Source organism: Thermogutta sp. (assembly GCF_014359955.1).
In the GTDB taxonomy this organism is placed as follows: domain Bacteria; phylum Planctomycetota; class Planctomycetia; order Pirellulales; family Thermoguttaceae; genus Thermogutta.
The window spans coordinates 1-1,509 of the sequence record NZ_JACIYL010000955.1; the positions used below are offsets into that span (position 1 = coordinate 1).

A 1,509-nucleotide genomic window follows, 5' to 3' on the forward strand; every position below is an offset into this window, starting at 1 on the left:
ACTGCGAGGCGTGTGTCCCCGAATGTCCGGTGGACGCAATTTTCCTTGCAGATAATGTGCCAGAAGAGTGGAAAGAGTACATTAAGATCAACGCGGAAATGGCGCCCCAGTGCCCGAAAATTACGGAAAAGAAGAAACCGCTCTGCGAAGCGTGATATCGCATTGAACGCCAACTTCCTGGCCCGTCGACCCTGGCGAGCCAGGGCACAATATCCCCTCGGATAGGGGATCGGGAGCATGAACGGCTGGGCCGAATGGAGCGACATGGTTTTCCCCTGGGCAATCGTGGCCGCAGGGGTTGTTTTTTTGGCGTGGCAAGCCCGCGCCTGGTCGGTGCTCTCGCGGAAAACCGCATTATCCGACGTGGAATTTCTTCGTCGGCGGTTTTACCGTCGTGCCCAGATCAGCTTTCTCATGATCGTCCTCGGTCTGCTCCTCTGGGCAGGGCGATTGATGTTCTCTGACACTGAACACCCCCTTTGGGCCATCGGCTACTGGACGGTAGCCGCTCTGCTCACCCTCTGGCTGGTGATCTTGGCCACGGGCGATCTCCTCGTTGGATTCTACCATTTCAATCAGCTCAAACACCGCAGCGACCTGGAACAGGTCCGGCTGTCACTCCTCGCAGATAAACTGAAGCGGATTCACGGAAACGGCAAACATCTGCGCGGTGCGGGCTCGAACGCCTCGGCACAGAACACGGGAGAAGCCGGGGCGTCTGAACATTCCGGTTGATTGCTGCTGGATCGATCCCTGCAATCAATCCGGCTTTCTCAATACGAAGTTCCTATGCGGAGAGTACCTTCACCGTTCACCCACCGCGAAGGAGAGCCAACACCGCTTGCGGGTTGTTGTTGGCGATAGCCAGGACCGAGACACCCGATTGGACGAGTATTTGCGCTCGCGTCAGAGCCGCACTTTCGGCGGCAAAGTCGGCATCCCGGATCGAGCTCTCCGCCGCTGTTAGGTTCTCCAGCGTGTCGTTGAGGGAGCTGATATTGGTCTCCAGGGTGGTTCGCTGGAAGGCTCCTAATCGGCCGCGGAGTGTCGTGATTTGCGAGATGACTTCTTCGACCACGGCGGCTGCCCCATTCACATCGCGGGTAAGTGATTTGGCACCCCCCGAGCGCAATTCGAACAGTCGGCCTGAAACTCCGCCGAGCTTCGCGGTGTTGACACTCTGGATTCCCAAGCGGGCCTGCTGGTTGGAGACAACATCGGGGCCAAGCTGGAATTGGGCTCCGCCGCCCACGATGCGGAATGCCGTCATTGTGCCGTCTGCCAGATTCTCTGAGACGCTGAATGAAAGATCGAGCGCGGCTGTATTGATAGACGCCCTAAGTCCCTTGCCAACCGCTGCGATGCCGTTCACCAGCACCTGCACGTCCGTACCCGCGCTCCGCGTCGCCTGGTTTCCGTCGCGGTCCGTTACAGTGAAGCTTGTCCCATTGAGGGCCTTCACCGAGACAAACGCATCTGACCCGAATTCGACTGCCTTGAACACCAGTC

3 protein-coding genes are annotated in these 1,509 nt (G+C 58.4%); 2 read left to right on the forward strand and 1 reads right to left on the reverse strand.

Features of this window, described 5'->3' with window-relative positions; all coding sequences use genetic code 11:
* Positions 1-56: 56 nt before the first annotated feature.
* Together H5U08_RS18510 and H5U08_RS18515 are read left to right on the forward strand one after the other, a co-directional pair.
* Positions 57-155, forward strand: coding sequence for a DUF3470 domain-containing protein (locus H5U08_RS18510; RefSeq protein ID WP_297036549.1), 99 nt, complete (start codon positions 57-59; stop codon positions 153-155).
* An 82-nt stretch (positions 156-237) separates the two neighbouring features.
* Positions 238-735, forward strand: a complete 498-nt coding sequence (locus H5U08_RS18515) for a hypothetical protein (protein WP_297036544.1) — start codon at positions 238-240, stop codon at positions 733-735.
* A 76-nt stretch (positions 736-811) separates the two neighbouring features.
* Here the strand turns inward: H5U08_RS18515 and H5U08_RS18520 are convergent.
* The coding region (locus H5U08_RS18520) for a flagellin (RefSeq protein WP_297036546.1) at positions 812-1,509 on the reverse strand (698 nt) is incomplete at its 5' end.